At 68.6% G+C, this 22,697-nt stretch carries 21 protein-coding genes; 16 read left to right on the forward strand and 5 right to left on the reverse strand.

Annotated features, from left to right (window positions below; translation table 11 throughout):
• Positions 1-12 precede the first annotated feature (12 nt).
• The 9 genes from VEC57_13805 to VEC57_13845 all read left to right on the forward strand — a co-directional run bounded on the left by VEC57_13805 (position 13) and on the right by VEC57_13845 (position 11,021).
• Positions 13-2,781: an MMPL family transporter gene (locus VEC57_13805; protein HYC00205.1), complete on the forward strand. Its 2,769-nt coding sequence runs from the start codon at positions 13-15 to the stop codon at positions 2,779-2,781.
• A 105-nt stretch (positions 2,782-2,886) separates the two neighbouring features.
• Positions 2,887-3,984, forward strand: coding sequence for an alcohol dehydrogenase catalytic domain-containing protein (locus VEC57_13810; protein ID HYC00206.1), 1,098 nt, complete (start codon positions 2,887-2,889; stop codon positions 3,982-3,984).
• Positions 3,981-4,700 carry a hypothetical protein gene (locus VEC57_13815; GenBank protein HYC00207.1) on the forward strand — a complete coding sequence of 240 codons (720 nt, stop codon included), beginning with the start codon at positions 3,981-3,983 and terminating at the stop codon, positions 4,698-4,700. The genes VEC57_13810 and VEC57_13815 overlap by 4 nt, the downstream gene beginning before the upstream one ends.
• Before the next feature lie 137 nt (positions 4,701-4,837).
• Positions 4,838-5,533 carry a porin gene (locus tag VEC57_13820; protein ID HYC00208.1) on the forward strand — a complete coding sequence of 232 codons (696 nt, stop codon included), beginning with the start codon at positions 4,838-4,840 and terminating at the stop codon, positions 5,531-5,533.
• Between the two features lie 86 nt (positions 5,534-5,619).
• Positions 5,620-6,690: a MaoC family dehydratase gene (locus VEC57_13825; protein ID HYC00209.1), complete on the forward strand. Its 1,071-nt coding sequence runs from the start codon at positions 5,620-5,622 to the stop codon at positions 6,688-6,690.
• 6 nt (positions 6,691-6,696) lie between these two features.
• Positions 6,697-7,803, forward strand: coding sequence for a hypothetical protein (locus VEC57_13830; protein HYC00210.1), 1,107 nt, complete (start codon positions 6,697-6,699; stop codon positions 7,801-7,803).
• Entirely contained in the window at positions 7,781-9,463 is a 1,683-nt protein-coding gene (locus tag VEC57_13835) for a hypothetical protein (protein ID HYC00211.1), read from the forward strand. The genes VEC57_13830 and VEC57_13835 overlap by 23 nt, the downstream gene beginning before the upstream one ends.
• Positions 9,460-10,032: a gamma-glutamylcyclotransferase family protein gene (locus VEC57_13840; protein ID HYC00212.1), complete on the forward strand. Its 573-nt coding sequence runs from the start codon at positions 9,460-9,462 to the stop codon at positions 10,030-10,032. The genes VEC57_13835 and VEC57_13840 overlap by 4 nt, the downstream gene beginning before the upstream one ends.
• On the forward strand, positions 10,029-11,021 hold the full coding sequence (locus tag VEC57_13845; GenBank protein ID HYC00213.1) for a TauD/TfdA family dioxygenase: 993 nt from the start codon (positions 10,029-10,031) through the stop codon (positions 11,019-11,021). Before VEC57_13840 ends, VEC57_13845 begins: the two co-directional genes overlap by 4 nt.
• A 192-nt stretch (positions 11,022-11,213) precedes the next feature.
• On the opposite strand, the gene modC is transcribed toward VEC57_13845, so the two are convergent.
• From modC to modA, 3 genes are read right to left on the reverse strand one after another with little or no spacing between them, the layout of a single operon-like run.
• Positions 11,214-12,299: a molybdenum ABC transporter ATP-binding protein gene (gene modC, locus VEC57_13850; GenBank protein ID HYC00214.1), complete on the reverse strand. Its 1,086-nt coding sequence runs from the start codon at positions 12,297-12,299 to the stop codon at positions 11,214-11,216.
• A 1-nt stretch (position 12,300) separates the two neighbouring features.
• Positions 12,301-12,987: a molybdate ABC transporter permease subunit gene (modB, locus tag VEC57_13855; protein ID HYC00215.1), complete on the reverse strand. Its 687-nt coding sequence runs from the start codon at positions 12,985-12,987 to the stop codon at positions 12,301-12,303.
• Positions 12,988-13,005: 18 nt separating this feature from the next.
• The gene (gene modA / locus VEC57_13860) at positions 13,006-13,923 is read right to left on the reverse strand and encodes a molybdate ABC transporter substrate-binding protein (GenBank protein ID HYC00216.1); all 918 of its coding nucleotides are present in this window, start codon (positions 13,921-13,923) and stop codon (positions 13,006-13,008) included.
• 119 nt (positions 13,924-14,042) lie between these two features.
• On the opposite strand from modA, the gene VEC57_13865 reads away from it, so the two are divergent.
• The 6 genes from VEC57_13865 to VEC57_13890 all read left to right on the forward strand — a co-directional run bounded on the left by VEC57_13865 (position 14,043) and on the right by VEC57_13890 (position 18,712).
• Positions 14,043-14,555, forward strand: coding sequence for a 4Fe-4S dicluster domain-containing protein (locus VEC57_13865; protein HYC00217.1), 513 nt, complete (start codon positions 14,043-14,045; stop codon positions 14,553-14,555).
• A gap of 85 nt (positions 14,556-14,640) precedes the next feature.
• Positions 14,641-14,862: a hypothetical protein gene (locus tag VEC57_13870; GenBank protein HYC00218.1), complete on the forward strand. Its 222-nt coding sequence runs from the start codon at positions 14,641-14,643 to the stop codon at positions 14,860-14,862.
• Between the two features lie 91 nt (positions 14,863-14,953).
• Positions 14,954-15,850 carry a decarboxylating 6-phosphogluconate dehydrogenase gene (gene gnd, locus VEC57_13875; protein HYC00219.1) on the forward strand — a complete coding sequence of 299 codons (897 nt, stop codon included), beginning with the start codon at positions 14,954-14,956 and terminating at the stop codon, positions 15,848-15,850.
• Complete coding sequence (zwf, locus tag VEC57_13880) at positions 15,850-17,364, forward strand: glucose-6-phosphate dehydrogenase (GenBank protein HYC00220.1); 1,515 nt, start codon at positions 15,850-15,852, stop codon at positions 17,362-17,364. The genes gnd and zwf overlap by 1 nt, the downstream gene beginning before the upstream one ends.
• Before the next feature lie 73 nt (positions 17,365-17,437).
• Positions 17,438-18,157, forward strand: a complete 720-nt coding sequence (gene pgl, locus VEC57_13885; protein ID HYC00221.1) for a 6-phosphogluconolactonase — start codon at positions 17,438-17,440, stop codon at positions 18,155-18,157.
• Between the two features lie 57 nt (positions 18,158-18,214).
• The gene (locus VEC57_13890) at positions 18,215-18,712 is read left to right on the forward strand and encodes a YchJ family protein (protein ID HYC00222.1); all 498 of its coding nucleotides are present in this window, start codon (positions 18,215-18,217) and stop codon (positions 18,710-18,712) included.
• A gap of 10 nt (positions 18,713-18,722) precedes the next feature.
• Here the strand turns inward: VEC57_13890 and VEC57_13895 are convergent, their stop codons facing one another.
• Positions 18,723-19,793, reverse strand: a complete 1,071-nt coding sequence (locus VEC57_13895; protein HYC00223.1) for a sigma 54-interacting transcriptional regulator — start codon at positions 19,791-19,793, stop codon at positions 18,723-18,725.
• Between the two features lie 244 nt (positions 19,794-20,037).
• Here VEC57_13895 and VEC57_13900 point away from each other — a divergent pair, with 244 nt between their 5' ends.
• Positions 20,038-20,739 carry a Crp/Fnr family transcriptional regulator gene (locus VEC57_13900; GenBank protein ID HYC00224.1) on the forward strand — a complete coding sequence of 234 codons (702 nt, stop codon included), beginning with the start codon at positions 20,038-20,040 and terminating at the stop codon, positions 20,737-20,739.
• A gap of 40 nt (positions 20,740-20,779) precedes the next feature.
• On the opposite strand, the gene VEC57_13905 is transcribed toward VEC57_13900, so the two are convergent.
• Complete coding sequence (locus tag VEC57_13905; GenBank protein ID HYC00225.1) at positions 20,780-22,600, reverse strand: hypothetical protein; 1,821 nt, start codon at positions 22,598-22,600, stop codon at positions 20,780-20,782.
• Between the last annotated feature and the right edge of the window lie 97 nt (positions 22,601-22,697).

Genomic DNA, 22,697 nt, shown 5'->3' on the forward strand with positions numbered 1-22,697 from the left:
GGAGGCTGTGCCTTGAGGCGGTGGATCGTCAGTCTGGCGCGCAGCCCGCGTCTGTCGCTGTCGGCCTTCGTCGCGCTGGCGCTGGTGGCGCTGGCCGGCATTCCGCGCATCACGTTCGACGGCTCGCTCGCCTCCCTCAGCGTTCCCGATGATCCTTCGGTCGTCTTCAACGAGGAGGTGCGGCGCCAGTTCGGCGACGAAGAGATCGGCATCGTCCTGCTCGAGCATCCCGAGCTGTTCTCGGTCGATACCATCACGGCGCTGCGCCGGCTGACCGACGAGCTGGCCAAGGTCCGGGGCGTCAGCCGTACGCTCAGCATCACCAACGCCTCGGATCCCGTGCTCGACGTGTTCAATCCGCCGCCGCTGCTGCCGGTGGGCCCGGTGACGACGGCGACGGTCCAGCACCTGCGCGAGCGCGTGCGTGCCAATCCCGTCTACACGCCCAACCTGCTTGCACGGGACGAGCGGGCGGCTGCCGTCACGGTTTTCTTCAAGAGCGCCGTCACCACCGAGGACGAGGCGGCGGTGGACCGCGCGGTGCGGAAAGTCCTCGCCGGCTACACCGGCTCGGGCAGGCTCTATTACACCGGGATGTCGCACATCCGCGTGCAGGCCGTCGAGCGCATGCAGAACGACCTGCTCGGCTTCCTGCCTGCAAGCCTGATGCTGATGATGTTCGTGCTGTGGCTGGTGTTCCGCTCGGTGCGCGCCACCGTGCTGCCGCTGGTTGCGCTGGCGCTGGACGTCGGCTGCCTGGTGGGCCTGATGGGCTGGTTCGACCAGCCGATCACGCTTGCCACGCTGGTGCTGCCCTCGCTGCTGCTGGTCATCGGAGGCTCCTACGCCATCCACGTCGTCGACGCGTACCTGGACCGCGTGCGCACGACGGCCGAGGAGAAGCACGATCCGGTCTCGCTGTTCGATCGCACGCTGTCGGCCGTCTCGCTGCCGGTTCTGGTCTCGGCGATCACCAATGCGATCGGCTTCGGCTCGCTCGTCATCCATCCGATCCCGGCAATTGCCGCTCTCGGCAAGTTTGCGGTGCTCGGCACCGCCATCGTCACCGTCGGCTGCCTGATCGGAATTCCGCTGGCGTTCCTGAGCATGCCGGGCAGCAAGCGAACGCTGCACATGCGAGCCAAGACAGCCGGAGATCCGTCGGCCTCGCGGCTGGACCGCCTGGTCATGCGCATCGGCGCCGCCGTCGTCGACTACCGCCAGCTGGTGCTGGCGGGCGCGACGGTGCTGACGGTGGTAGCGGCCTACGGCGCCTGGCAGGTGCGCGTGGACACCGACTTCCTCAAGGCATTCCGCGCCGACTCCCCCGTGCGCCAGGATTTCCAGGCCATCAACGACAAGCTGGCGGGCCCGAGCCCGATCTCGGTCGTGGTCAGCTCGAACGCGCCCGGGTATTTCCGTGACATCGCTGCGCTGCGGCAGGTCAAGGACTTCCAGCGCTTCGTCGAGGAGCTTCCTGGCGTCGACGAGAGCCTGTCGCTGGTCGACTACCTGGACGCGCTCGATCTGGGATTGCAGAACTCCGGCGGCGACATCGTCGTCGGCGACGATGGCCAGGTGAAGGAGCCCGAACCGGCGAAGAGCTTCTGGGACGCGCCGGCCGAGCAGCTCCCGCAGATCTTCCAGATCGTCGCCGCCAGCCCGCGGACGTTCGCGGGAGTGGTCGACGCCGATTTCCAGAAGGTGCACATCACGCTGCGAACGTCGCTGACGGGCTCGCTGGAGACGGCGCAGCTCATCGAAGAGGTACGCAAGTACTCCTCGGGCATGTTTCCGAAGGGCGTCGACGTGCGCATGACCGGCACGCTGGTCGTGATGAGCGAGGTCTCCAACCGCGTGCTGCAGGGACAGGTCGAGAGCACGGCACTGGCCTTCGCGATCATCTTCATCCTGCTCGCGTTCATGTTCCTGTCGCTGCGCGTGGGCGTCACGGCGATGATCCCCAACATCATCCCGAACATGGTCTTCTTCGGCGTGATGGGCTTCGGATCGATCGAGCTGAACATGGCCACCAGCATCATCGCCGCCGTGGCGCTCGGCATCTCGGTCGACGACACCGTCCACTACATGGCTCGGCTCAACCACGTGGTGAAGACCAGCCCGACCCAGCGCGATGCGCTCATCCAGACGCTCGGGCAGATGGGCCGCCCCGTCATCGCGACCACTCTGACGCTGGCCGCGGGCTTCCTGGTGATGGTGACGTCCAACTTCGTCGTCATCAGCGCGTTCGGCTGGCTGACGGCGATGACCATGACGGTGGCGATGCTGACCAACCTGTTCCTTCTGCCGGCGATCCTGGCGACGGTGCCGGTCGTCAGCGTCTGGGATCTCGCCTACTCGCGCCTCGGCGAGAGTCCCAACCTGACCATTCCGCTGTTTCACGGACTGGGCCGGCTCGGCGTGCGCCTGGTGATCCTGCTCGGGCAGCTGCGCAAGTTCGCCACCGGCGAGTACATCGTGCGAAACGGCGACGAAGGGCGCGAGATGTATCTGATCCTGGCCGGCGACGCCGAAGTGCGCCTCGACAAGGGCGCGACCATTCCGCTCGGCCGCGGCGGCATCCTCGGCGAGATGGCGCTGCTGCGAAAGGCGCGGCGGGGCGCGGACGTCGTCGCCGCCACCGACGTCGAGGTGCTGGTGATCGACGAGGACTTCCTGCGCCGCCTGCGCATCCGCTACCCGCGACTGGCCTCCAAGTTCTTCCTCAACGTCGCCCGCATCCTCAGCGACCGCCTGGAAGAAGCCAACCGCCGGCTGTAGGAACGAGGTCAGGTCTTGCGTTCGAGCATTTTTCTCCGCTGCGTCGTACGCGACACGCCAAGCACGCGTCGCTCGCCACGCACCACCGCCCGACAAGGATAAGCCATGCCGCGTGCTGCTGTCGTTTACCGCAAGGACGAGCCGATGAAGGTCGAAGAGGTGACGCTGCGCGAGGTCGCACCGCACGAGGTGCGCGTGCGCGTGCACGCCTGCGGCGTCTGCCACAGCGACCTGTCGGTGCTCAACGAGTTCTTCGCCTGCCCAACGCCGGTCATCCTCGGCCACGAGGCCGCCGGCATCGTCGAGGAAGTCGGCGCCGACGTGAAAGGCTTCGCGCGCGGCGATCACGTCGTCGCCGCCTGGTCGCCGGCATGTGGCCAGTGCCGATTCTGCCGCCGCGGCCGGCCGCACCTGTGCAACCTCGCCGACGATCCCACCTCGCGCGCCCTCGACCGCGTGCGGGCCGGCGACGCGCAGGTGGCGCAGTTCCTCGGCGTGGGCGGCTTCTGCGAAGAGATCCTCCTGGCCGACAACGCGCTCATCAAGATCGATCCGGAGATGCCGCTGGACCGTGCCGCGCTGCTCGGCTGCGCCGTCATCACCGGATACGGTGCCGCGCGCTACGCGGCCAGGGTCGCCGAGGGCGACGACGTCGCGGTCTTCGGCTGCGGCGGCGTCGGCCTCAACATCATCCAGGCGGCCCGTCTGGCGGGCGCGGCCGCGATCATCGCCATCGACCTCGATGACGCGAAGCTCGAGATGGCCAGGCGGTTTGGCGCAACCCACGTCCTCAAAGGCGACGCACCCGACCTCCACAAGGCCATTCGGCAATGGACCCGCGACCGCGCCGGCCTCGACTTCGCATTCGACGCCGTCGGCAACGTCGAGATCGCGCGCATCGCCTTCCTGTCCATCGCCAAGGGCGGCGAGGTGATCCTCGTCGGCATCGCCCACATGAAGGACAAGCTGGCGCTGTCGCAGATCGCCGCGGTGACGCAGGAGAAGGGCGTGCGCGGAACGACCAACGGTTCGGCGGATGCATGGCAGACCGTGCCGCACCTGATCGACCTGTATCACCAGAAGAAGCTTCTGCTCGACGAGCTCGTCACGCGCACCTACACGCTCGACGAGGCCAACCAGGCGATGGACGACCTGCGCAGCGGCCGCAACGCGCGCGGCGTGATCCTGATGGGACGGCCGTGATGCGGTCGTACCTGGCGCGCCGCAGGAGCTGCGCATGGGTCGAGGCGACCGCCGCCGTCGACGCCGCTACCCGCCGGGCCCGCGGCCATGTCGCTTCGGGCGTCGAAGGACGCATCGTCTTTGCGGTCGCGCTGCTGGCTGCGCTGGCGATGCCGTCGCCCACACGGGCGCAGGTCAACGTGGACACGCCCTTCGGCAACGCCAATGATCCGGTGCGACCCGTACCGCCGGCACCGGTTGCGACGGGAAGGGGCATCGTCTCGGCCACCATCGTGGAGGCCGGCAAGGCCGAGATCGTCGAGCGCGAAGACGACGGCAAGCCGCTGGCGGCCGTCGCTCTCGACGTACGGCTCGAAGGCGGCTCGACGACGCCCGGCGTCGACGACAAGACGGTGACGGCCGAGCTCGCCAGCGGCGAGACGGTTCCCCTCTACGCCTCCTGCGTCCCTGCCAAGGATGATGCCGTGGAAGTGCGACCGCTGTTCGGCGTCGTCATCGGCGCATGGACCGTCCGGATCGACGATCGGAGCTTCGAGTGTTTCGGACGCACCGCGCGCCTGGCGATGATGGCCAACACCGGCCCTTACCACCTCCTCGTCGGCGGCGCGCCCAGCGAACAGAAGAGCGCGCGCATCGTGCTGATCTTCACGGCGCAGCCCTCGGAGATTCGCAGGGTGAGGCTGCCAGGAGGCGCCGTCGTCGAGATCTCCCGCTGAGCCGTCGCCACGGTTGCGTAACACTTGCCGCTGCGCGATAGGGCGTGGCCGCGCCATTCCAGAGACAGCTGCTCTTTGGAGCGGCAACCCGCGGCCGCGACCGCGGCTGCAATCGAGGCGCGAGTGTGGAGGGCAAGATGAACAGGAAATGTGTTCGCGCCGCCGGCGCGGTCGCCGCGGCGATCGTCGTCGCAGCCGCGGCGGCCACGGCACAGGCCGCCGTCGAGTATGTCAGAATCTGCAGCGTCTACGGCGCAGGGTTCCACTACCACCCGGGCTTCGACGTGTGTCTGAACGTCGCCACCAACGACGCCCGCGTGCCAACCGAGCGCGGCACCTGGCGCTGGCGCGTACCGAACAATCCGCGCGAATGGGTGAGCGGGGCGAAGAAGGCGTGCAAGGGCAAGCTGATCGAAGTGGGCGAATTTTCGAGCGCCAATCTCGCGCTCAACGTGTACGGGCGGTATCAAGGCGCCAGCGGGCTGCCGCTCGCTCTCGAGCCGGGACAGTACGTTTCCTCGGTGATCTACCAGGGTGGCTTCACCGGCGTCGGCCGCGGCAACTTCTGTCTGTTCTGGCACTACTACGATCCGACAATCGTCAATGACGTGCCGATCGGCGATCAATACACTCCCATCGGCTGCATCGACACGTTCTCGATGGCCGGCACTCCGCTGACGGCCGCGTTCGTGCCGGACACGCCGCTTCCGCCGGCGACCACCGAGCCGGTCACGATCGTGGCTGCCAACGGCGACCTGTGGAGCGCCCCCGAGCCCGACGACATCGGCGGCGCGCTTACCGCGTCGGTCTGCGTGCAGAAGGCCAAGCAGTGAAGAAGGCCTGATTTGCGGGCGGCGGACGGCTACGCGATAAGTCCGCCGCCCGCGACCGTGCGCGGAGCATCCAAGGAGCTCGTTCCGTGGCTGTCATCCACAAGAAGACCGGCAATTTTCTCGAGGACTTTCGGGTTGGCTCGCTGCTTCGCCACAAGGGCGGCAAGACGGTGACGGAGGGTCTGTTCAACGCCTTCACCGAATTCAACATGACGACCAATCCGCTGCACAAGAACCGCGAGTACGCGCGCCTGTACGGCTACAAGGACATGATCTGTCATCCCGGGCTGGTGATGGCCATCGTCTTCTCGCAGACGGTCGAGGACATCTCGGAGAACGCCCGCGCCAACCTCGAATACATCAACATGCGCTTCGGCGCGCCCGTCTACCCCGGCGACACGCTGGAAGCCGAAACCGTCATCCTCGGCGTTACGCCGTCGACCAAGAATCCCGACCTCGGCGTGGTGCACGTCGCCAGCGTGGGGCGCAAGCAGACCGGCGACGTCGTCATCGCCTACGAGCGCAAGGTGCAGGTGTGGCGTGACGACAAGAACGCGGTCATCAAGGAAGCCACCATCGACCAGAAGCCGCAGGTCGAGTGCGAGCCGTGGCTGCCGCCGTATGATCCCGGCCGCGGCTACAAGGCCAAGGCGCACCTTTCCAACGACGACACCTACTTCGAGGACTTCCGCGCCGGCGACACCATCGAGCACTCGCGCGGTCGCACCGTGACCGACGAGCACATCGCGCTGACGGCGCAGCTCGACAACACCTCGCAGGTGCACTGCAACCAGGTCCTCATCGATCAGGATCCCGAGAAGTACATCGGCGGGCGCCTGATCATCTTCGGAGGCATTCCGTTCAACTTCTGCATGGGCGTCTCCAGCCCCGACATCAGCGACAACGCGTTGGCCGACATCCTCTATCCGACCGGACGGCACGTGGGGCCGCTGTTCGCCGGCGACACCGTCTTCGCCGCCACGGATATCCGCGAGACCCGTGATCATCCGCGCCGGCCCGATCTCGGTGTGCTGGCGGTGACGCTGCGCGGGCACAAGTTCCGCAAGCCCAAGGACGGGGAGACGGGGCTGCAGAAGGTGGACATCTTCGTGCTCGAGCGCGAGATCGCGGTGAAGCGGCGCTCGCATTACGCCTGACCCACGATGAGCGCCGGGAGCAATGAGCTGCGTCGAGGATGGGAAGCCATCGACGGCGCCGCCGCTCTCGTCGGCGCCTCGTCCCTGGCGCTGCTCGTCGCCACCGGCGAGGAGCGGCTCGAGTTCCTGCACGGTCAGACCAGCAACGACGTGCGCGGCCTGCTGCCTGGTGCCGGTTGCGCCGCGCTGTCGCTGACGCCGCAGGGGCGCCCGCTGGCCATCTTCTCGCTCTACAACGACGCCGAGCACGAGCGGGTGCTGATCGCGACGACGACGCAGGAGCGTGCCGCCGTGCGCGCGGCGCTGGAGCGCTTTCTCGTCGCGGACGACTGCGAGGTCGAGGAGGCGCCCGAGCTGACGGCCTGGACGCTGGCCGGACCGCAGGCACCTGCCGTGCTCGAACGCGCCGGCATCGCGGGCGTGCGCGACGACGCTTCGGCGACGAACGAGCGTGCCGGCGCGACCGCAGGCGCGGACGCATCCGCCGCAGCATCGACTGCAGCCGCGGCCTGGCGTCTGCATCGCGGCCGCATCGGCGAGCGGGAGGTGCTCGTTCTGCAGCGCGGGGATCTGCGCGTTCCCGCCTTCGACATTCTCGCCGCCGACGCGCAACTGCAGACGACGTACGCCGATCCGGTCGCGGCTGCGCTGCGCGAGGCGGGTGCGGTCGATGCCGACGCGCAGGCGCTCGAGGTCGTCCGCGTCGAGAGCGGCACCGCGCGCTATGGTACCGACGTCGACGAGTCACGCATCGCGATCGAGGCGCGCCTGGAGTGGGCGATTCATTTCGGCAAGGGCTGCTACGTCGGGCAGGAAGTGATCGAGCGCGCCGTCAGCCGCGGCCGCATCCAGCACATGCTCGCCTTGCTGGCGGGACAGGGGCTGACCGCCGGTGCGCAAGTCGTCGGCGGCGGCGAGCGCGACGTCGCCACGTCCGTGGTCGACTCGCCGCGGCTGGGCCGCATCGCGCTGGCCTACCTGCCGGCCGGACAGGCCGACGCGGGAGGCGAGGTGCAGCTTCGCAGCGATGCCGGCACCCACGTCGCCACGGTGTTGCCGTGGCCGCGCGCTCGCGTGCTAGCCGGCCGCGATGGCAGGAAGGATCGCCCGTGAGGCGTGCGGCGGCGGCGAAGGCCCGGCGCGGCATCGCCGCCCGCGCCAGGAGCTGATCGTGTCGTCGCCGGTGCGCTGGTTCGTTCGCGGTGACATCGACGGCTTCTTCGGTCTGGCGCTCGACAACCTGATCCAGCTCCTCGTGATCGTCGCGCTCTGCCGCGGCGTGCTCGGCTTCGACGATGCGCTGCTGTTCGGGCACGTGCTGCCGGGTGCGGCGGTCTCGGTGCTCATCGGCAATCTCTTCTACTCCTGGCAGGCACGTGGCCTGGCGACCCGGCATGGGCGCGACGATGTGACGGCGCTTCCCTACGGCATCAACACGCCGAGTCTGTTCGCCTACGTGTTCCTGGTGATGCTGCCCGCCCGGCTCATGGCCGAAGCCGGCGGCGCCGCGCCGGCCGAAGCCGCGCGCATCGCATGGCGCGCCGGTCTGGCCGCGTGCCTCGGCAGCGCGCTCATCGAATGCGGCGGCGCCGCGGTGGCGGGCTGGGTGCGAAAGCAGACGCCGCGTGCTGCGCTGCTGTCGTCGCTGGCGGGCATCGGCGTCTCCTTCATTGCCATCGGCTTCTTCTTCAAGGCCTATGGAAGCCCCGTGGTGGGAATCGTCACGCTTACGATCGTGCTGGTCGCCTACTTCGGTCGCGTCCGGTTCCGCGCCGGCATTCCTGGCGGCCTGGTCGCCGTCGTGGCCGGTACGCTGCTGGCGTGGGCGACCGGAATGGTGTCGACCGATCCGCAGGCCTGGTCAGCCGCGTCGGCCAACGTCGGCTTGCGCATGCCGGTTCCGGTCCTGGGCGAGCTCTGGGAAAGCGTGCGCGGCGGCGACCTCGTGCGCTACCTGTCGGTGATCGTGCCGATGGGCGTGGTCAATGTGGTCGGCTCGCTGCAGAACATGGAGAGCGCGGAGGCCGCCGGCGACGATTTCGCCACGGCACCGTCGCTGCTCGCCAACGGAATCGGCACGCTCGCTGCGGCTGCCTTCGGAAGCTGCTTCCCCACCACGATCTACATCGGCCATCCCGGCTGGAAGGCCATGGGCGCGCGCATCGGCTACTCCGTCCTCGGCGGCGCATTCGTCACCATCGTGTGCCTGACCGGCTCGGTGGCGCTGATCTCGCTGGCGGTGCCGATCGAGGCCGGCATGGCCATCGTCCTGTGGATTGGAATCATCATCGTCGCGCAGGCCTTCGCGGCCACGCCGGCCAGACATGCCGCAGCGGTTGCCATCGGCCTTCTGCCCGGCATCGCCGCGTGGGGAGCGTTCATGCTCAAGACCGGCGTGCGGGTGGGCGCAGCGGCAGCGGCCACGGGCGCAGCATTCGGCCCGCATCTGGAGACGACGCTGGCATCGTTCGATCTGTCGGGCCGCGGAATCTTCGCGCTGGAGCAGGGCTTCATCTTCACGTCGATGGTGCTGGCCGCGGTGACTGCCGAGATCATCGAGCGCAGGTTCTCGCGCGCCGCGACGTGGTGCATGGTCGCGAGCGCGATGTCCTGGATCGGCCTGATGCACGCGTACGCCTGGACGCCCGGCGACACGGCCGTGAACATCGGCTGGGGCACAGGCGCCTCCTGGGCAGTCGCGTACGCGAGTGCAGCGGCGGTGCTGTGGCTGGTGCCGGTGCTGACGACGCCGAGCGAGGAGGCGGGGCATTGAGCGCGCGGATCCTGATCTTCGCCTACGGCTCCAACCTGTGCGCGGAGCGTCTGACGGCGCGCACACCGAGCGCCCGTGCGGTGGGCATCGGCCGTCTGCGCGGTCACCGGCTCTGCTGGCACAAGAAGGGCCGCGACGGCTCGGGCAAGTGCAACGCCCTGGCCACCGGCAATGCGGCCGATGTCGTCTGGGGCGTCGTCTACGAGCTCGACGCTGCCGAGAAGATCCTACTGGACGGTTGCGAGGGGCTCGGACGCGACTACTTCGAGAAGACCGTCACCGTCGAGGGCAACGGGCATTCGTGGCAGGCGGTCGTGTACTGCGCCAACCAGGAGATGCTCGACGAAGCTGCGCGCCCCTATGGCTGGTACAAGACCTTCGTCACCACCGGTGCGCGCCGTCACGGCCTGCCGGAGGCGTACTGCATGGCGCTGGAAGCAGTCGAGGCGTGCGACGATCCGCTCGTTGCGCGTCACCGCCGCGAGCTGGCCGTGCTGGCCGAAGTCCCCCACGGCGCCGGCGAGGCGGCGCCCGTGCGTGACGGCGAGGGCGGGAGCGCGCAGCAGTGAACGCCTATCGCTCCTTCGCCGAGCAGGCGCTGCACTACTTCGTGCGGCCGCACGCCGGCATGCCCGACGCGGCCGTGGCATCGCCGGCCGACTGGCGCGGGCCCCAGCTGGCGGCGCGGCAGGACGAATGGCTCGTGCGCCTGACCGCGCGCGAGATCGGCGAGATAGGCGAGGCAACCGATGCGTTGATGGCGCGCGGTGTGCCGATGGCCGACGTGGCGCGCGACGACTTCGTGCTGCCGACGCTGGCGGGCACGATCCGCGCGTGGCGCGACGAGATCGACCATGGTCGCGGGTTCCTTCTCGTGCGCGGCCTGCCGGTGCGGGACTGGGGCGACGACAAATGCGCGTATGCCTACTGGGGGCTCGGACACCATCTCGGCACACCCGGCGCGCAGAACCCGCAGGACGAGCTGCTGGGCCACGTCATCGATTACGGCGAGAAGGCCGACAATCCGGTCGTGCGTCTCTACCGCACCGCCGGCAAGATCGACTTTCACTGCGACGCGGCCGACGCGGTCGGCCTGCTGTGTCTGCGTACCGCACGCTCGGGCGGGCAGAGCCGCATCGTCAGCTCGGTGGCGGTGTTCAACGAGGTGCAGCGGCGGCGTCCGGATCTGGCTTCCCGTCTGTTCGAGCCGTTCGTGCTCGACCGCCGCGGCGAGGAGCGCGCGGGCGAGCCGGCCTCCGTGCCGATCCAGCCGTGCTGCTTCGGCGAGGACGGGCGTCTGCGCACGTTCTACCACAGCGAGTATTTCCGCTCGGCGGCACGCCTGCAGGGCATCAGCATCGACGAGCGCGCACGCGAGCTGCTCGACCTCTACGACCAGCTGTGCGCCTCACCCGACTTTCACCTCGACATGTGGCTCGAGCCCGGGGACATCCAGATCATCTCCAATCACACCACGGTTCACTCGCGTACGGCGTACGAGGATTGGCCAGAGCCGGACCGCAAGCGGCACCTGCTGCGGCTCTGGCTGTCGCTGTGAGCGTCGCCGGCGCTGCGGTGCGAGGGGAAGCCTCGCGCCGAGCCGGCGCTGCGGTCAACGGGGGAGCTTTCGCATCGCGCCGGTGCTGCGGTCAACGGGGGAGCTCTCGCGTCGCGCCGGTGCGCGCGCCAGCGGCCTCGCAGGGCCGGAGACCGAGCCATGGCGCGGCCGACGCCGCGCGACTCCGAAGTGTCAATGCTGCAGGTTCGGCGCGGCCAGCGCCACGGACTTGAGCAAGGCGTGAACCGTCAGGCCGGGCCGCAAGCGAAGACGCTCGACGGCCTGCACCGTCACGGCGGAAAGCAGGTGCGCGTCGCCGACGGCGATTCGCACCAGCACGTCGCCGCTGCGCTCGCGCAGCTCGACGATGCTGCCCGCCAGAACGTTCTGGAAGCTCGACAACGCCGGCGCGCGCAAGGCCAGCGCGACGTCGCGCGCCAGCACTCGCACGCGCACACGGCTGCCCGCCGGGTGCGTCGACCGCGGTACCAGCAGGCTTCCGCCGGCGAACGAAAGCCTCGTCAGCCGCACTTTCTCGTCGTGCTCGGCGACCGTCGCCTCGAGCACCGTGCCGGCATCCGCACGCTCGCTCAGCATCGCCACGTCCGTCCGCGACGACAGCTCCTCGAGCGATCCGGCGGCAACGCTGCGCCCGCCCGACAGGATCACCATCGTCGTGGCCAGCCGCACCGTCTCTTCCAGGGTGTGGCTGACGTAGATCATCGGCACTCGCAGCTCGTCGCGCAGCTTTTCCAGGTACGGAAGGATCTCGGCCTTGCGCGCGTCGTCGAGCGACGCCAGCGGCTCGTCCAGCAGCAGCAGGCGCGGCTGCGACAAAAGCGCACGACCGATGGCCACCCGCTGCTTCTCGCCGCCCGAGAGGCGGTGCGGAAGCCGCGGCAGCAGCTTCTCGATGCCGAGCATCGCCACCGCCGCCGCGAACGTCGTGGTCTCGGTCCGGCCGCGGCTGCGGCGCAGGCCGTAACGCAGATTGCCCTCGACGGTCATGTGCGGAAACAGCCGCGAGTCCTGGAACACGTAGCCGATGGCGCGCCGGTGCGCTGCCACGCACTGGCCGAGCACGTGGTCGTAGAGCACGGCGCCATCCAGCGCGATGCGTCCCTTGTCGGGATGCGAAAGACCGGCCAGCACCGACAACACCGAGGTCTTGCCGGCTCCCGATGGCCCGAACAAGGCGGTCACGCCGTTGCTCGGCACGCGGAAGTCGACGTCGAGCGAGAAGCCACCGAGTCTTTTGCGGACGGCGACCTCGAGCACGTCAGCGCCCCAGCCGCGCGCGCACGCGCCGGCCGATGATCTCGGAAGCCAGCAGCCCGAGCAGCGCCAACACGAAAGCGACGCCCGCCAGCTTGGCCGCCGTCTCCTCGCCGCCGGGCGTCTGGAGCGCGGTGTACATCGCCAGCGGCAGCGTCTGCGTATGCCCGGGGATGTTGGAGACGAACGTGATGACGGCACCGAATTCGCCGAGGCCCGCCGCGAAGGCGAGGATGGCGCCCGACAGCACGCCCGGCGCCATCAGCGGCAGCGTGATCGAGAAGAAGCGGTCCACCCGGCCCGCACCGAGCGTGCGCGCGGCCTCCTCGAATCCCGGGTCGATGGTTTCGAGCGAGAGGCGGATCGTGCGCACCATCAACGGAAACGTCATCACCGCCGTGGCCAGCGCGGCGCCTTCGGGCGTGAACGCGAGATGGATGCCGAATCGCTCGATCAGGATGCTGCCAACGGGCCCGCGGGCGCCGAACAGCAGCAGCAGCCCGTAGCCGACGACGACCGGCGGAAGCACCAGCGGAAGGTGCACCAGCGCATCCAGGAGCGCACGGCCGCGAAAGCGCCTGCGCGTCAGGATCCAGGAGACGATGACCGCCAGCGGCAGGCTGAAGACGACGCTGCGCAGCGCCACCGACAGGCTCAGACGGATCGCGCTCCACTCCAGCTCGCTCAGCATCGACCGACCGATCTGGGCTCAGCGGATGGTGAATCCGCGGCGGCGAAAGATCTCGCGGCCGTGCTCACCGGTGACAAAATCGAAGAACCGGTCGATCTCCGCGCGCTGCCGTCCCGCGATCCTGGCCATGGGATATTCGATCGGCTCGTGGCTGTCGTCGGGGAAGACGGCAACGGTGACGACGCCGCGAGATGCGGACGCGTCGGTTGCGTAGACGATGCCGAGCGAGGCCTGCCCCTGCTCCACCATCGCAAGCGCCGCGCGCACGTTCTGCGACGGCGCCAGCCGGTCCTTGGCAAGCTCCCAAAGTCCCAGCCGCATCATCGCCTGCTGCGCATAGCGTCCCGCAGGGACGTGCGAAGGATCGCCCAGGGCCAGACGACCGTTGCCGAGGCGGTCGAGCAGGGGAAAGCCTGCATCGACGATCACCTCCGCGCCGCCGGCCGCCGGCGCTCGCGGCGCTGCGGGCGCGGCCGCCGCCGGTGCGTGCGGCGTCGCCGTTGCCGCCGGGTGCGCGGGGTCCGACGCCGATGCGGCTTGCGACTGCGCGTCCACCGGGGCGATCAGCACCAGACGATTGCCGATGACGCTGCGCCGCGACTCCCCGGCGATCAGCGAGCGCTGCTCGAGGCGATCCATCCACTCGGCATCGGCCGAGCAGAAGACGTCGGCCGGCGCACCTTCCTCGATCTGACGGGCCAGCAGCGAGCTGGCCGCGAAGGAGAACCGCAAATGGATGCCGCGCGGAGCCAGCGCGGCCGCCACGTCCTCCAGCGCTTCGGTCAGACTGGATGCGGCAAAGACGGTGACCGGATTGGTAGCGGCGCCATCGGCGGGCACCAGCGCGCTCGCGGCCAGCAGGGCCACCGCCCATGAGACGACCTTGCGGCCGACGTGCGGTGAGCGCCGGCCGTGGGTGCGCGAGGTGCGGGTCACGCGGCGACTATAGTGAGCGATGGCTCGCTCGGGAAACGCCGCAGCTCGACGATCGCCCGTGCGAGCCTGGAGGCGCGGCCCTGGTGTTGCCGGACGCCGACGGAGCTACAATGGCCGTCATGGGCGCAATCGAGATCATCAAACGCAGGCTCAAGGAAGAACGCATACCCGACGCACCATGGCCCGATGAGGTGGGCGAGAAGAAGAAGCGGCCGCGCGAGGTCGCGATGATGGACATGAACCAGTGCTTCCCCTGCGGCCGCTGTCCCGAGTTCTGTCCCGTGCAGTGCATCGAGTATCTGAAGGACGGCACCCTGCCCGGCCGCGGCGTGCAGCCTGTGCAGGATCGCTTCCAGGAGTGCATCGGCTGCTACATCTGCGTGGAGGTATGCGCGATCCTCACCGACTATGATGCCGTGCGGATGTATGACGTGAGCCTGGTCGAGCAGCTCCTCGGCGTCACCATCGGCGACAAGCCGCCGGCGGAATACATTCCGGCGCAGCCGTACGAGGAGTACTTCAGCGAAGGCGGCGAGAAGAGCGTCTGGCATCTGGGCAAGGGATCGCGCATCCGCGCCAAGATGAGCGAGGAAGAGCGGCGCATCTGCCGCAGTGAGCGTGACCATCTCTGATGGGCGACGCGGCCGGCGTGTGCAGCCGGCGGCGGAGCGCGAAAACATTGCGCCGCATCGGCCGGCGACGGCGAACAGGAGTCTCATGAGCCCCATCAGGATTCTCGCGATCGTTCTCATCGGGGCCGGCATCGTCGGCCTGGCCTACGGCACGTTCAGCTTCACCAAGGAGACGCACGACGCCAGGATCGGACCGCTCGCGTTCTCGGTGCAGGAGAAGGAGACGGTGCATGTCCCGACTTGGGCAGGCGCGGGCGCCATCGGTGTCGGCGTGCTGATGCTTCTGCTGGACCGGCGCAAGGCGTGAGATTGATCGTCATCGGAATGCGCAGGGCGTTGCATCGCGATGACTGGTGGGCCCGGGCGGCGCGCCGACGCTACGCGGCCAAGGAGCAGCCATGAACATCGGCTTCATCGGTCTCGGGCGCATGGGCCTCAACATGACGCGCCGGCTGCTGCGCAGCGGGCACAGCGTGGTCGGGCTCGACCGCAGCGCGGCAGCGGTGGAGGAAGCGGCCAGGGCAGGCGCCATCCCGGCGCCTGATCTGCAGGAGCTGACGCGCGCGCTGGCTCCGCCGCGCGTGGTGTGGGCGATGATCCCCGCAGGCGCTCCCGTCGATGAGCTCATCGGCAACATCACGCCACTGCTGCAACCGGGCGACGTGCTGGTCGACGGAGGCAACTCCAATTACAAGGACACGCAGCGGCGCGCGCGCCAGCTCGAGAGCGGCGGCATCCATCTCGTCGACGCCGGCACCTCCGGCGGCATCTGGGGCCTCGAGCTCGGCTACTGCATCATGGCCGGCGGCAAGGCAGAGGCCATCGCGCTGCTCGCACCGGCTTTCGAATCGCTGGCCCCGCCGCGGGGTTGGCTGCACGTGGGGCGCGAAGGCGCGGGCCACTTCGCCAAGATGATCCACAACGGCATCGAGTACGGGATGATGCAGGCCTACGCCGAGGGCTTCGACATCCTGCAGGCAAGCTCCTACGGCTACGATCTGCAGAAGGTCGCGCACCTGTGGAACCAGGGCAGCGTGGTGCGCTCGTGGCTTCTGGAGCTGGCCGAGCGCGCGTTCGAGGAGGATCCGCAGCTGGAGAAGCTTCGCGGCTACGTGGACGACTCGGGCGAAGGCCGCTGGACGGTGCAGGAGGCGGTCGATCTGGCGGTGCCCGCTCCGGTGCTGGCGCTGTCGCTGTTCGCTCGCTTCCGCTCGCGCCGGGAGGACTCGTTCGCCGACCGCATGCTGGCCGCGCTGCGCAACGAGTTCGGCGGCCACGCGGTCAAGAGCAGGTAATGGCCACCCGCATCACGGCCGTCACCACGCCGGCGATCAACGAGAAGCTCGAGGCGCCGCCATGCGCGATGGTCGTCTTTGGCGCAAGCGGCGACCTCTCCAGCCGCAAGCTGATTCCGGCGATGCATCAACTCTTCTGCGGCGGCTTCCTCAGCGACCGCTTCGCCATCGTCGGCGTGGCCCGGCGGGCGCTGAGCTCGGAGGATTTCCGTCGCGAGATGCACGCAGCGGTCGCCGAGCGCAGCACGGATGCGAACGTCGATCCGGGCGTGTGGGACCGGTTCGACGATGCGCTCGAGTACGTGCCCGGGGAGTTTTCGGATCCGCAGACCTACCGGCGCCTGGCCGAGAAACTGGCGCAGCTCGACCGCGAGCGCGGCGTCGCCGGCAACCGTCTCTTCTATCTGGCCACGCCGCCGACCGAGTTCGAGCGCATCGTGCAGTGCCTGTCGGAGGCGGGGCTTCTGCAGCCGCCGCATCAGGAGCCGTGGACGCGGGTCATCATCGAGAAGCCCTTCGGGCGCGATCTCGAGTCGGCGCGCCGTCTCAACGAGATTCTCTCGAAGATGCTGGACGAATCGCAGATCTTCCGCATCGATCACTATCTGGGGAAGGAGACGGTGCAGAACATCATGGTTCTGCGCTTCGCCAACGCGATCTTCGAGCCGATCTGGAACCGGCGCTACGTGCAGTACGTGGAGATCTGCGCTGCCGAGGCCATCGGTGTCGGCACGCGCGGCCGCTTCTACGAAGAGACCGGCGTGCTGCGCGACATCGTGCAGAACCACATGCTGGAGGTGCTGGCGCTGACGGCGATGGAGCCGCCGATCACGGCGTCCGCCGACGACATCCGCACCGAAAAGCTCAAGGTCCTCAACGCGCTCCGCGATCTTCCCGACGACCAGATCGAGCGCGACGTCGTGCTGGGCCAGTACCGCGGCTACCGGGACGAGCCGAACGTCTCGCCGTCCTCGACCACGCCGACCTACGCCGCGCTGCGAGTGTTCGTGGACAACTGGCGCTGGCAGGGCGTGCCGTTCTACCTGCGGTCGGGGAAGATGATGCCCCGGCGCGTCACGCAGGTTTCGCTTCACTTCCAGCCCGTGCCTCTTCGGCTGTTCGGCAGCCGCGAGGAGTGGTGCTCGGTGGAATCGAACGTGCTGACTCTGCGAATCCAGCCCGACGAGGGGATCTCGCTGCGGTTCGAATCGAAGATCCCGGGGCACCGCATGGCCATCGGCACCGTGGCGATGGACATGGATTATGTGGAGACGTTCGGCGGCAAGCCCGCCGAGGCGTACGAACGCCTGCTGCTGGATGCCATGCGCGGCGACGCCACGCTGTTCTCGCGCCGTGACGCGGTCGAGGCCTCGTGGACGTGGATCACGCCCATCCTGGAGCACTTCGAGCGCCGTCCGCCGCGCGACTTTCCCAACTACGACCCGAAGACGTCGGGCCCGGAGCGCGCCCGCGAGCTCATCGAGCGCGACCGTCTGCAATGGGCCGAGCTGTAGAGGCCGGCGGCGTTGTCGCCGCGCCGCCGGGTGCCGCGCGGGAAACGGTGGCGCGTCCACCGTGCGACCGCGAGTGACGGCGGGGGAAGTGATGGCGCTGGCGGTCTTTGACAGCGGCGAGGAGCTTGCCGAAGCCGCCGCCGATGCCGTTCTGGAGATCGGGCGCGCCAGTCACCGCGAGCGCGGCTGTTTCCGCGTCGGCCTCTCGGGCGGCCGCACGCCACGCGAGCTGTACGCGCGGCTGGCGGCACCGCCTCGCCGGCAAGTGCTGCGAGCCTGCCGCCCAGTCATCGTCTTCGCGGATGAGCGCGCGGTCCCTCCCGACCATCCCGACAGCAACTACGCGATGGTGCGCGCCGCGCTGCTGGATCCGGCCGGAATCCAAGCCTCGTGCGTGCATCGCATGCGCGGCGAGACGCAGCCGCTGGCCGCTGCAGCCGTCGAGTACGAGAGCGCGGTGCGCGAGCCGCTCGATCTGCTGATCCTCGGCGTCGGTCCCGACGGCCACACCGCTTCCATCTTTCCCCACTCGGCCGCCGCTGCAGAAACCGATCGGCGCGTGGTGGCCGTGACCGACAGCCCCAAGCCGCCGCCGCGTCGTCTGACCGTCACCCCGGTGGTCATCGCCGAAGCGCGCAGCATCTTCGTGCTCGCCACCGGCGCCGACAAGGCGCCGGCCATTCGCCGCGCGCTCGATCCGGATACGGCCGTGCTCGAGATCCCCGCGCGTCTGCTGCGCGAGCGCCAGTGGTTCGTCGATCGCGCTGCGAGCGGGCGCGGCGTCGCTGCTTGACGGCAGCGCAAGCCCGCGCCACGCTCGCCCGATCGCCGTTCTTCCGAGGAGGTTTCCGTGTCCGAATGTCCTTGTGGCTCGAAGGTGGAGTTCTCGCAGTGCTGCGAGCCGTTCCTGCTCGGCACGCGAGAGCCGCAGACGGCCGAGCAGATGATGCGGTCGCGCTATACCGCCTACACCCGCGCCGATGTCGACTACCTGATGGCCACGCTTCATCCGGACAACGTGAGCGAGGGCGATGAAGAGACCACCCGCCGCTGGGCCAGCGAATCGCAGTGGCAGGGACTGCAGATCGTTGCCACCGAAGCCGGCGGTGCCGACGACGAGCAGGGAATCGTGGAGTTCGTCGCCCGTTATCGCGACCGCGCAGGCGAGATGCATGCCCATCACGAGCGCAGCGTCTTCACTCGCCTCGATGGCAAATGGCGTTTCCACGAAGGCGCGGCGCCGGAGCCCGCTACCGTGCGGCGCGATGCGCCCAAGGTCGGTCGCAACGATCCGTGCCCGTGCGGCAGCGGCCGGAAATACAAGAAATGCTGCGAGCGCGCCGCCTGAGGCGGCGGCCTCAGCAGGGCTCCTCTCGCCGCTGCAGGCCGAACTCGCGGATCAGCGTGTACGCATGCGAGCGCGCCAGCTCCAGGCGGCGCGAGCATTCGGAAACGTTCCAGCCGCTGTCGATCAGTGCCCGCTCGAGAAAGCCCGCCTGAAAGCTGCGCGTCGCTTCCTGAAAGGTCGTGCCGCCGCACTGGGTCCGCGACAGCCCAGGAGGGAACAGGTGCTCGACCTCGACTTCCGGGCGCCCCGCGCCGGCTGCCCGGATCACGGCGGCTTCGACCGCGTGCTCGAGCTGGCGGGCATTTCCCGGCCACGAGGAGGCCAGAACTGCGCCGATGGCCGCGGGGCTCAGGCGCACAGGGCCCAGCCGGTGCTTGTCCGCCGCGCGCCGGCAGAACAACTCGGCCAGCGCCTGGATGTCTTCGGTGCGCTCGGCCAGGCTCGGCAGGCGGATCGGCATCACTTCGAGGCGGTAGAGCAGGTCGGCGCGGAACTTGCGCTCGAACACCGCCGCGTGAAGATCGACGTTGGATGCCGAGATGACCCGCACGTCGGCCGTGCAGGGTCGCGGCGAGCCGAGCGGATAGTATTCGCCGCACTGGAGAAACTGCAGCAGCTTGGCCTGCGCCGCCAGCGGCAGCTCCCCTACCTCGTCCAGGAACAATGTCCCGTGGCGGGCCGCGGCGATCTTTCCCAGGATCGGCACGCGTGCGGTGGAATGCGCGCCGGCCGCGGCGCCGAAGAGCTCACTCTCGACCAGGGTCTCCGGAAGGGTCGCACAGTTGACCTGCACGAAGGGACCGCGGCCCCGAGGGCTGGCTTCGTGGATCAGGCGTGCGAGCTGGGTCTTTCCGGTGCCCGACTCGCCGCTGAGCAGGACATGGACGTCGAGGTCGCACACGATGGCGGCCTGCTCCAGGGCCGCAACGAACCGGGCAGAACGTCCCACCATCTGCTGATGCCAGCGCTGCAACCTGGACCGCCGGTCGTGCAGCGCCTCGTCGGGCCGTCTCGCTGCCCCGGTGCGCGCAGAATCGCCTTGCCGCAGTTGCCTCGTGGCCGCCGGCCAGAGCTGTCCCATCGTGATCCTCACTTCCGTTGCGCGACTCGCGGTCGGTGCGCCTCGGTCATCATCTGGGCGTGGTGTAGCAGGGATTGGGCCGCCAGACTGTGTGGCTGTTCATACTGAAGTCACGACAGGCATCCCCGGGTCGTGCCCGACGGCCGTGTGCGCTGCGGGCGGCGGCGGCGTGTCCGGCGTTGGCGACACCTGCGCCGGGGGCCTATACGCTCGGTGCCGCGCGTGGCGCGGCAGGGGCGGGAGAGTGACTACCGAGCAGATTCGCGGCTTTCTGCGGTCGTCCCCGCTGCTGCATCCGTTGTCGGAGGAGCTGGTTGCCAAGCTGGCGGCACGGGCGCGGCTGGCGCAGTGGGCGCGCAATCAGGTCATCGTGCGCAAGGGCGACCCCGGTGACGCGATGATGATCGTCGTCACGGGACGAGTGAAGATCACCTCGGTCGCCGACAGCGGCCGCGAGCGGATCCTCAACATCATCGAGCCGGGCGAGAGCTTCGGCGAAATGGCGTTGCTGGACGGTGAGCCGCGCTGCGCCGACGCCGTGGCGCTGGAGCCGACCACCGCGCTGGTGCTCGGCCGCCCGACGTTCGAAGAGCTGCTGCGGTCGGAGCCGGCGTTCGCGCAGCAGATCATCGCCGATCTGTGCCGGCGGCTGCGCAAGACGACGACGCTGCTCGAGGATTCGCTCTTCCTCGATCCGACCACGCGGGTCGCCCGGCGCCTTCGCGCGATGATCCACGAAACGGGCCGCCCTCCCAGGAACGGCACCCACTGGACGCTTCAGGGGCTGTCGCAGCAGGATCTGGCGGACGCGGTGGGCCTTACGCGCGAGAGCGTCAACAAGGTCCTCAGCACCTGGCGTAGCGAGGGCATCGTGGAGCTGGAGCGCCGGACCATCGTCGTGCACAACCTGGCGCGCATTCACCAGATGGCACGGATCGACGTTTAGCGGACGCGCGACCGCGGGCAAGGCCGCCGGCGCGCCGCTCTCAGTACTGGATGCTTGCCGCGATGCATTGGCTACGCTCCACCAGCGTCCGTTTCTTCGGGTCCTTTACGAAGGGCCCGGTCCACGTCGTGCGACTTTCGCCCATCGGCATGGCGGGGTCCTCGAGAAGCGGCAGGTCGAGATCGCGCACGATTCCCCCGATCTCGGGATCGGCGCTGACGCTGCGCAGCGCGGCCTGGAACTTCTTGACGTGCCGCTGGCGCGGGTCGCCCTGGACATTGAATCGGTAGGCGCAATCGATGAGCAGGCTCGAGTTGTGCGGCAGGTAGAAGAGCAGGTCCGCATAACGCGCCGCCGTCAGGTCGTCGATGTCGCACAGGCGGTCCGGGAACAGGCGTTCGGTCAGATCGTCGGCCAGGACCGCCGAAATCGCCTGGGCGACGCCGCTGGAGCCGTCGAAGCGGTCGACGAACCTGAGGAGCCTGGCGCAAGCGTCGGCCAGCCCCTCTTCCTGCTCCCGTTCGCGCAGCTGATCGCCGTGCTCCGGAGGCTTCACGCGCAGGACGAACGGCACGGGGTGTTTTTCCATCATTGCGTGCAGTGCGGCGTGGTCCGCCGAGTGGACCACGCTCGCGTTGTGAATGATCATCGCCACCGTTTCGGCCAGCAGTTCGGTGGCGTCCGCGCGGCCCCTGGCGTCTTCGAACACGAAGTCCTTCCAGTAGGGAAAGCCCGGCACCCAGGTCGAGATGTGCTCGGCCCAGCGCTGGATCTCGATCCAGTCGGTATGGTGCTCGTCGTCGTCCGGCAGCTCCGCCAGCACGTCGCGCACGAACTGGCGGATCGGCTCGTGATAGGCGTTGAGGTACTGGCCGTAGCGAGAGGGGTTTCTCGGCGGTTCCAACTGGAAGGCGTAGGCGGGAAAGGCCCGGTTCGGATGATCGTAATACGTCGCGCCGAACCATCCGAAGGGGAACAGCTTGCGGATTTCAGTTCCGTCGGCAGCGAAGGGGGTGTACGGCTGGCGCACCGTGCGGTTGATGAGCGATCGTTCGCCTTCGAGGACGGCGTTGTTGACGGGCAGCGTGAGCCAGAGATGGGGCTCGAGCAGCTGAAACACGAGGTTCTCGACAGGCAACAGCGTCTTGGTGGCGGCGTTGATCGCGTCGTGCGGAAAATGCACGCGCGTATGGTCGATGAGGTTGATCCGATGGATCGCCCCCTGCAGCGCGAAGTACTTGGCCAGCCGCCACGCCTCGGTTGCACCGGGCACCACAGGATCGTCGAGCCAGACGTACTCGTGGCGCTCCGCGGCGAAGCGGGCGAGCGCGATGGCGACCACCTCGAAGGCCTTCCGGTCCTTGCGACGGCGTAGCAGGACGACGGTCGGAGCTAGGAAGGCGCCAGGGATCGGCTGCTGTACCCGCTCCATGCACGAATAGTCCGATTTCCAGTACTCGTCCCTGGCGCCGCCGTCGATGACGGAGGCGAAGCGGTCTTCATCCTCCTGATCCAGCCCCTCGCACAGAAACTTGCTGTAGAGCCCTTCGGAGATGAGCTGCCTGAACAGGTCATCGTCCACTTCCGCGTATCCGGCGCACCTGGTTTCGATCCAGCGCTGACCGGCGAAAGCGCGTGCCTGGAAGTAGTAGGGGCCGAAGTTCCAGAAGTAGTATGCCGCCACGTACTCTTTCCAGTCATCGCTCTCCTGCTGCGGGATGTTGGCGACGACGGCAGCCTGTCCGAAGGGGTGATCGCTGGACACCTGAGGTGTCGGTGCAGCGCCTTTGTAGAGGAAAGTTCGCCGCGGCCACTCCTTGATGCGCTCGACGCGCGTCGTCACGTAATCGACCAGGTTCATCCTGCCATCGTGCTTTCGTTCGACTTGCTGGTTCGGAGCCGCTGCCGAGCCGTTCTCGAAATCTTCCAACATCGTGCCTCCAGTCCGAGATCGCGTG

This window comes from Candidatus Limnocylindrales bacterium (assembly GCA_035626395.1).
Lineage (GTDB): Bacteria > Desulfobacterota > Binatia > UBA1149 > CAITLU01 > DASPNH01.

Excerpts from the sequence above, each read along its gene's own strand:
- VEC57_13810 (HYC00206.1), top strand. The coding sequence starts at position 2,887 with ATGCCGCGTGCTGCTGTCGTTTACCGCAAGGACGAGCCGATGAAGGTC.
- VEC57_13820 (HYC00208.1), top strand. The coding sequence starts at position 4,838 with ATGAACAGGAAATGTGTTCGCGCCGCCGGCGCGGTCGCCGCGGCGATC.
- VEC57_13830 (HYC00210.1), top strand. The coding sequence starts at position 6,697 with ATGAGCGCCGGGAGCAATGAGCTGCGTCGAGGATGGGAAGCCATCGAC.
- VEC57_13835 (HYC00211.1), top strand. The coding sequence starts at position 7,781 with ATGGCAGGAAGGATCGCCCGTGAGGCGTGCGGCGGCGGCGAAGGCCCG.
- modB (HYC00215.1), bottom strand. The coding sequence starts at position 12,987 with ATGCTGAGCGAGCTGGAGTGGAGCGCGATCCGTCTGAGCCTGTCGGTG.
- VEC57_13865 (HYC00217.1), top strand. The coding sequence starts at position 14,043 with ATGGGCGCAATCGAGATCATCAAACGCAGGCTCAAGGAAGAACGCATA.
- VEC57_13870 (HYC00218.1), top strand. The coding sequence starts at position 14,641 with ATGAGCCCCATCAGGATTCTCGCGATCGTTCTCATCGGGGCCGGCATC.
- gnd (HYC00219.1), top strand. The coding sequence starts at position 14,954 with ATGAACATCGGCTTCATCGGTCTCGGGCGCATGGGCCTCAACATGACG.
- zwf (HYC00220.1), top strand. The coding sequence starts at position 15,850 with ATGGCCACCCGCATCACGGCCGTCACCACGCCGGCGATCAACGAGAAG.
- VEC57_13895 (HYC00223.1), bottom strand. The coding sequence starts at position 19,793 with ATGGGACAGCTCTGGCCGGCGGCCACGAGGCAACTGCGGCAAGGCGAT.
- VEC57_13905 (HYC00225.1), bottom strand. The coding sequence starts at position 22,600 with ATGAACCTGGTCGATTACGTGACGACGCGCGTCGAGCGCATCAAGGAG.